Origin of the sequence: Kitasatospora sp. NPDC057500 (assembly GCF_042802195.1) — a bacterium.
In the GTDB taxonomy this organism is placed as follows: Bacteria; Actinomycetota; Actinomycetes; order Streptomycetales; family Streptomycetaceae; genus Kitasatospora.
Window position 1 is genome coordinate 1 of record NZ_JBHVER010000293.1, and the last position, 7,483, is coordinate 7,483.

At 73.2% G+C, this 7,483-nt stretch carries 4 protein-coding genes; 3 read left to right on the forward strand and 1 reads right to left on the reverse strand.

Features of this window, described 5'->3' with window-relative positions; all coding sequences use genetic code 11:
• Positions 1–314 precede the first annotated feature (314 nt).
• Positions 315–1,262: a terpene cyclase gene (locus ACFU74_RS34745; RefSeq protein ID WP_380764132.1), complete on the reverse strand. Its 948-nt coding sequence runs from the start codon at positions 1,260–1,262 to the stop codon at positions 315–317.
• 294 nt (positions 1,263–1,556) lie between these two features.
• Here ACFU74_RS34745 and ACFU74_RS34750 point away from each other — a divergent pair, with 294 nt between their 5' ends.
• The 3 genes from ACFU74_RS34750 to ACFU74_RS34760 all read left to right on the forward strand — a co-directional run bounded on the left by ACFU74_RS34750 (position 1,557) and on the right by ACFU74_RS34760 (position 7,455).
• A complete protein-coding gene (locus ACFU74_RS34750; RefSeq protein ID WP_380764133.1) occupies positions 1,557–4,601 on the forward strand; it encodes an ATP-binding protein in 3,045 nt (1,014 codons plus the stop codon).
• A gap of 183 nt (positions 4,602–4,784) precedes the next feature.
• Positions 4,785–5,870, forward strand: coding sequence for an aldose epimerase family protein (locus ACFU74_RS34755; RefSeq protein ID WP_380764134.1), 1,086 nt, complete (start codon positions 4,785–4,787; stop codon positions 5,868–5,870).
• Positions 5,871–6,177: 307 nt separating this feature from the next.
• Complete coding sequence (locus ACFU74_RS34760; RefSeq protein ID WP_380764135.1) at positions 6,178–7,455, forward strand: extracellular solute-binding protein; 1,278 nt, start codon at positions 6,178–6,180, stop codon at positions 7,453–7,455.
• Positions 7,456–7,483 lie beyond the last annotated feature (28 nt).

A 7,483-nucleotide genomic window follows, 5' to 3' on the forward strand; every position in this document is an offset into this window, starting at 1 on the left:
GTTTCCCGGGATGGGTGGGGTCCCCCCCGGGGGGGGGGGGGGGCGGGGGGGGGGGGGGGCCCGCCGCGCCGCGCCGGGCCGCGCAGGGGCGGCCCGGCGGAGGGAACGGACACACACGCGGGTCGGGCGCACCCCGTGCCGGGGGCGTCCGCCGGGCAGCACCCTAACCGGCGGACGGCCCGTTCGGCTACGGTCCGTGCGGCGGGGATCGACGGAGGGTGGCGCGATCCCGCCGGGGCGGAGCCGGAGGAGCGGCGCCGGAGCGCCGGCGTCCGGCACCGGACCGGAGCGGCCCGAGGGCGAGGGGCGGCCATTCAGGCGGCCTGGTAGCGGCCGGTGCGGCGCTCCCAGCTCAGGTAGCCGGCCAGCCAGGTGACCAGGCCGTCGGCGTAGCGCTGGGCGATGATCCGCTCCACCCGGGCCAGGCCGAGCTCCCGGTGGACGTCGGGCAGGCCCTCGTACAGCTCGCGGGAGCGTTCGACCATCAGCTGCGCCTCGGCCATCACCACGGCACAGGCCTCCTCGGCCGAGCAGTCCCGCTCCCGGCGCACGATCATCACCAGGTTGTTGACGTCGCCGCGCGGCGCCTCCAGCGGGAACGACCGCACGTCGTTGGTCAGCGAGGGGATGTCGGCCGCGAGCTGGCGCAGTTGGCGCAGCACCGGGTGGTGCAGCACGGCCGGCGGCACCTCGAAGTGGCCGAGCCGCTCGATCATGTCGAAGATGGTCTCCATCGCGGCGGTGCCGCGCCGCAGCACCTGGTAGCCGGCCCGGTCCGGCGGGCGCGGGCTGATCCGCCCGGCCGCCTCGGCGGGGTGGGAGGCGAGGTAGTACTCCCAGTTGTAGGCGGCGCGCGCCTGCCAGCGCGCCGGCATGCCCTGGGCGCTGCGCTCCCACAGGTCGGCGAAGGCGGTCTCCACGGGCGAGCCGCGGTCGGGCGACGCGCCGTGCAGGACGGCGATCAGCCGGTCGCAGATCGGGGCGACCTCGGTGGGGCGGCGGCCGAGCGGGCCGTCGAACTGGTCGTCGAAGAGGAAGTAGAAACCCATGAGGTCCGCGGCGAGCGCGAGTTCGTCGGGTCCGGCGTCGGGATAGCCGAGCGCCGCGAGGTCGACCACGTCCCAGTGCGCGTAGGACGGGTGGGTCGGGTCGGGAAGCAGTGGATGGCGGGTCAGCCAGGCGCGGTGCAGTTCGGTGGCGTACGGCCCGTGCTCGCTGCGACGGTGCGGGAACGGAATCTGAAGTGAGGTGTCGTCAGACATCGGACTCCCGGAGCTGCGAAAGGGTAGGGGCACTGATGGGTACGGCGGGCAATGGTGGGGGAGTTGGGGCGGTGCTGTCGGAGGGTGGAGCATGGTCATGGCATGATCAACTTGGCGTGCGGGGCGTAGAGTATCTGATGCAATGATCCGACGTTAGTGATATAGGGCAATTGCCCTCGGGCGGTCCTCCAAACCCTTCAACTCGCCCCTCGCCTGCGTGAATACACTCCAACCGGCCCCCACCGGCGCTAACCTCGGCACACGAGCAGGGATCGGCGAGGCGGAGGCACGACGGTGACCGAGCGGGACAGGGATTTCCGGGCGGAGGCGATGCCCGGCGCGCGGGAGGCGGAAGGCGCCCCCAATCGCATCAGACTGCGCGACCGCGACGCCGAACTCCGCTCCGCCGAGGCCGCGGTGGACAAGCTCTGCCGCGACTTCGCGGCCGGCGGCACCGAGATCGGCGAACTGCTGACCTTCTCCGGCCGCCCCGGCATCGGCAAGACCAGCCTGCTGCACGAGGTCCGCCGGATCGCCAAACTGCGCGAGGGCGCCACCGTGCTGTTCGCACGCGGCGGCGAGCGCCAGTTCAACGAGCCGTACCACGTGCTGCGCCAGCTCCTCCAACCGGTGCTCGGCGGCCTGGAACCCGGCGAGTTCAGCCAGGTGATGGGCACCTGGGAGGAGGTCGTCGGCCCGGCGATGGGCCTCAAGCAGCCCCGCAAGGGCGCCCGCCGCCTCGACCCGCAGGGCGTCCGCGACGGACTCGACTTCGTCCTCACCCAGCTCGCCCCGCGACGCGCCCCGCTGGTCATGATCGTCGACGACCTGCACTGGGCCGACCTCGAATCGCTCGGCTGGCTGGCCCAGTTCGCCGTCCGGGCCCGCGAACTGCCGGTCCTGCTGGTCTTCGCCTACCGCGACGACACCGCCGACTGGCAGCAGGAGTCCCAGGAGCACCACCGCGCGGTCGCCGCGCTGGCCACCCGCCGCCACCAGCTGAGCCGGCTGTCCCTGGTCGCGGTCACCGACATGATCCGCGCCGAACTCGGCGAGAAAGCCGAGGAGGCGTTCTGCTACGAGTTCTGGAACGTCGTCAACGGCAACCCCTTCGAGGTCGTCGCACTGCTCGACCAGGTCCGCGACCAGGAACTGGACCCGGTCGAGGAGAACGCCCAGCAACTGCGCGAACTCGCCGTCGACGCCACCGGGATGACCCTCAAGTCCTGGCTGGACCGGCTCGGCGCCGCCACCCTGCGCTTCGCCTGGGCCGCCGCGATGCTCGGCACCGACATCCGACCCGACCTCGCCACCCGGATCTCCGCACAGAGCGCCGAGGGCGCCCGCGAGTCCGTCAAGGAACTGCGCAAGCAGCGCGTCCTCACCACCACCCCGAACGGCAACCTCGAATTCGTCCACCCGCTGATCGCCAGCTCGATCTACAACACCATGCCGGAGGCCACCCGCACCGGCATGCACGGCGTGGCCGCCGCCGAGATCGAGAACGCCGGACTCGGCCTGCTCGCCGCCTCCCGCCACCTGGTGGAGACCTTCGCGGGCGAGGGCGACGACCGCACCGTCCGCAAACTCCGCCGGGCCGCCTCCGAACACCTGCTGATCGGCGCGCCCGAGGCCGCCCAGCGCTGCCTCCACCGCGCGCTCGCCGAACCGCCGGACGACCAGGACCGCGCCGAGGTGCTGTACGAGCTCGGCTGCTCCGCCCTGCTCACCGACCCCGCCGCCACCGTCAACCAGCTGAGGCTCGCGCTCGACCCGGAGGAGGGACCGCTGCGCCCCTCGCTGCGGGTCGACGCCACCTTCCGGCTCTCCGAGGTGCTCGCCCACAGCGGTGAGCTGCGCCAGGCCGCGGTGGTCTGCCAGGACGAGGCCGAGCGCACCCACGGGGACCCGGCGGGCCGGCTGCGGTTGGAGGCCGCGTCGTTCATGTGGCACGCGTACCGCAAGTCCGAGGAGGACGGGCCGGCCCGCTCCGCCCGGCTCGGCGCGCTGTGCGAGAGCCTCACCGGACGGGAGGCGGCCGACCGGGCGGTGCTGGCGCTGCGGGCCTGGGACCTCACCCTGCGCGGCGAGACCTCGGCCGAGGTGCTGCGGCACGCGGACGACGTGCTGGACAACGGCCGGCTGCCCAAGGGCCTCGGCTGGACCGACAACACCTGGGGCTTCGAACTGCCCGCCACGCTCGGCCTGTCCTACACCTACAACGACCGGATCGCCCAGGCCGAGCGGCTCTTCTCGGACGCCATCATCCAGTTCGAGGTGGCCGGCTGGAGCGGCGCCCACCGGGGCTTCGCCTACTTCCTGATGGGCCTGGCCCGGTTCCGGCGCGGCCTGCTCGCCGAGGCCGAGGACTTCCTGCGCCGCGCGCTGCGGCTCTCCGAGCGGATCAGTTCCAAGCTGCCGCTGGCCTGGGACGCGGTCGGCGTGCTGATCGACACCCTGATCGCCCGCGGCCGCAACCAGGAGGCCTGGGAACTCGCCATCGAGTTCGGCTTCCACCCGCCGTACCACGCCACCGCGATGGTGCTGCCCGACGCCGCCTCGCTGTACGGCAAGCTGCTGCTCGCCGTCGGCCGGCCCGCCGGTGCGGCCGCCGCGCTGACCGAGGCCGGCGCCCAACTGGACGTCCGGGGCTGGCACAACACGGTCTGGGCGCCCTGGGCCGGGCACCTGGCCATCGCGCTCGCCGTGGACGAGCCGGAGCGGGCCCGCGCCTACGCCCGCCGCTCGGTCGTCGACGCGGAGCGGTTCGGCACCGCCTCGGCGATCGGTACGGCGCTGCGGCTGCACGCCCAGATCGAGGACGGCCAGCAGGCGGTCGAGCTGCTGGAGCGGGCGGTCACCCACCTCGGCCAGTCGCCGGCCGGCTACGAGCACGCCGTCGCGCTGGTCGACCTCGGTGCCGCGCTGCGCCGGGTCGGCCGGCTGGAGGACGCCCAGGAGTACCTCTACCAGGGCATCGAGCTGGCGCAGCACTGCGCGGCGGACGGGCTGGTCGACCGGGCCCGGCGCGAGCTGGCCAACTACGGCCTGCGGCCCAACCGGCTCGGCGACACGCGCGAGACGCTCAGCCAGTCGGAGTGGGAGGTCGCCGAACTCGCCGTGCGCGGGGTACCGCCGCAGCGGATCGCCGAGCACCTGGCGCTGCCGCTCAGCCAGGTCAACTACCGGTTGGCCGCCGTCTACCGCAAGGCGGGCAGCGGCCCCGACGGCCTGGCCGCCGCGCTCGGCCTGCCGCCCGCACAGCGGGACGGCTCCGACCCGCTCGACCGGCCGGGCGGGCCGGACGCGGTGGGAGGCGGCTTCGGCGCCGGCCGCTGATCCCACCCGGCGCGCAGAGCTCCCTGGTGGCGTGCGGGACAACGGACGGCGCGCGGGCACTCGATGAGCGCCCCCGTGCCGTCCGCGCTGACTAGGCTGACGCCGACCCGGGCCCACACACAGGGCCCGGCACCCGGCGAAGAGCGGGCGCGCTTCCCGTGGCCCGCCAGTGAGGAGCAGGCCATGGCGACGCCCCCGGCGAACGGGCCGCAGACCACCAGCGTGCGGCGCGAGCCCTTCGAACCCTCGGGCGCCGGCGCCGCGATCGAGCGGTGGACGCTGAGCGCCGGCCCCTACGGGGCGAGCGTGCTCACCCTCGGCGCCACCCTGCACACCCTGACCGCCCCCGACCGCGACGGCCGCCCCGCCCAGCTGCTGCTCTCCACCGACCGGCTCGCCGACATCCTCGGCCCGGCCCGCCACTACGGGCCCGTGGTCGGCCGCTACGCCAACCGGATCGCCGACAGCAGCGTCACCATCGACGGCGAGGAGCACCAGCTCGCCCCGACCGGCAACGGCGTCACCCTGCACGGCGGCCCCGACGGCTTCGCGCACCGGATCTGGGCGGCCGAGGAGGTCCCCGGCGGCGTCCGGCTGCGGCTGCACAGCCCCGACGGCGACCAGGGCTTCCCGGGCGCGCTCGACGTCACCGTCGACTACACCCTGGACGCCGGCGGCGAGCTGGCGATCCGCTACCGCGCGGTGACCGGCGCGCCGACCGTGGTCAACCTCACCAACCACGCGTACTTCAACCTGGCCGGCGAGGGCTCCGGGGACGTCCTCGGCCACCTGCTCACCCTGGACGCCGAGGGCTACACCCCCGCCGACGAGCGGCAGATCCCCTACGGCCGGATCGAGCCGGTGGCCGGCACGCCCTTCGACTTCACCACCGCCCGGCCGATCGGCAAGTCGCTGCACGACGACCACCCGCAGCTCACCGGGCCCGGCGGGTACGACCACAACTGGGTGCTGCGGCCCCGCCCGGCGGACGGCACCCCGGCCCCGGCGGCCCGGCTGGAGGACCCGGTCAGCGGCCGGACCCTGGAGGTGCTGACCACCGAGCCCGGCATCCAGGTCTACACCGCCAACACCTTCCAGGGCCGGGTCACCGGTGCGAGCGGGACGCCGTACGGGCCGTACGCCGGGATCGCGCTGGAGACCCAGCACTTCCCGGACTCCCCGCACCACCCGGCCTTCCCGAGCACCGTGCTGCGCCCGGGCGAGGAGTTCCGTTCGACCACCGTGCTGCGGCTCGGAACCACCGGCTGACGGGGGCGCTGCAAGAGGCTTTCAGCACGGAGGGTGGCCCCGGCGGTCGCGGCCGACCGGGGCAAACCGGACAAAACCGAATAACTTTCCGACTGTCAACCACTGTGCGGCAACGCGGAGGACACGCGGGTGTAACGATCGGCGTTTCTTGCAGAAACTTGCTGCAAGGACTTTCCGGAGCTGTCACCCCGCTGTTAACTTCCTTCCGGGCCCGGCGGCAGCAACGGTGCGGTCGGCGCGAGGCAAGGCAGCCATTATGCGCCTGTCTCCGGTCATTTCGGGCACCCCCACCCTCCAAGGAGTTCTCATGCGGCGTGGCATCGCGGCCTCTGCCCTCGTTGTGGCCCTCGCGGTCTCGATGGCTGCCTGTGGCAGCAGCGGCTCCAGCTCCGACGGCAAGGCCGACGGGCCGGTCACCCTCACCTACTGGGACACCTCGAACGCCACCAACGAGGCGCCGAACTACCGGGAACTCGTCAAGAAGTTCGAGGCCGCCAACCCGGGCGTCAAGGTCGACTTCGTCAACGTGCCCTTCGACCAGGCCCAGAACAAGCTCCAGACCGCCATGGGGGCCAAGGGCGCTCCGGACGTGTTCCGCTCCGAGGTCGGCTGGACCGCCGCCTTCGCCAAGGCCGGCTACCTGGAGCCGCTGGACGGCACCCCGGCCGCCGCCGACTCCGCCGAGTTCCGGCCCAGCCTGATCCAGCAGGCCACCTACGAGGGCAAGCTCTACGGCGTGCCGCTGGTCACCGACACCCTCGGCCTGCTCTACAACAAGGAGCTCTTCGCCAAGGCCGGCATCACCGCCGCCCCCGCCACCTGGGACGAGCTCAAGACCGCCGCCGCCGCGGTCAAGGAGAAGGCCGGTGTCGACGGCTTCTGGCTGAAGGCCGCCGACGGCTACTACGCGATGCCGTTCCTGTTCGGCGAGGGCACCGACACCGTCGACGCCAAGGGCAAGAGGATCACCGTCGCCGGCCCCGAGGCCGTCAAGGCCGTCGAGACCTACAAGTCCCTGTTCACCGCGCCCGGCACCGCCAAGGCCGACGTCACCACCGACGCCTACGCGCACATGATGGACGCCTTCAACAGCGGCAAGGTCGCGGCGATCGTCCAGGGCCCCTGGGAGATCACCAACATCTACAAGGGCTCCGCCTTCGCCGACAAGGCCAACCTGGGCATCGCCGCCGTCCCCGGCGGCTCCGCCGGCAAGGGCGGCGCCCCGACCGGCGGCCACAACATCTCCGTCTACGCCGGCGCCGACAAGGCCCACAAGGCCGCCGCCGAGAAGTTCGCCGCCTTCATGACCTCGGCCGAGAGCCAGGCCTTCGTCGCGCAGAAGAACTCCACCCTGCCGACCCGCGAGGACGCCTTCACCCCCGAGGTCAAGGCCGACCCCGGCATCGCCGGCTTCCAGGCCGTGCTGTCGAGCGCCAAGCCGCGCCCCGAACTGCCGGAGTACAGCTCGCTGTTCGCTTCGCTGGGCACCAACCTCGGCAAGGTCGTCCAGGGCACCGCGACCCAGGACGGCCTGAACACCGTCGCCACGGACTACGCCAAGCTCCTCCCGGGCTTCGCCAAGTAGTCCACCCCCACCCAGCCGTGCGGCCCGC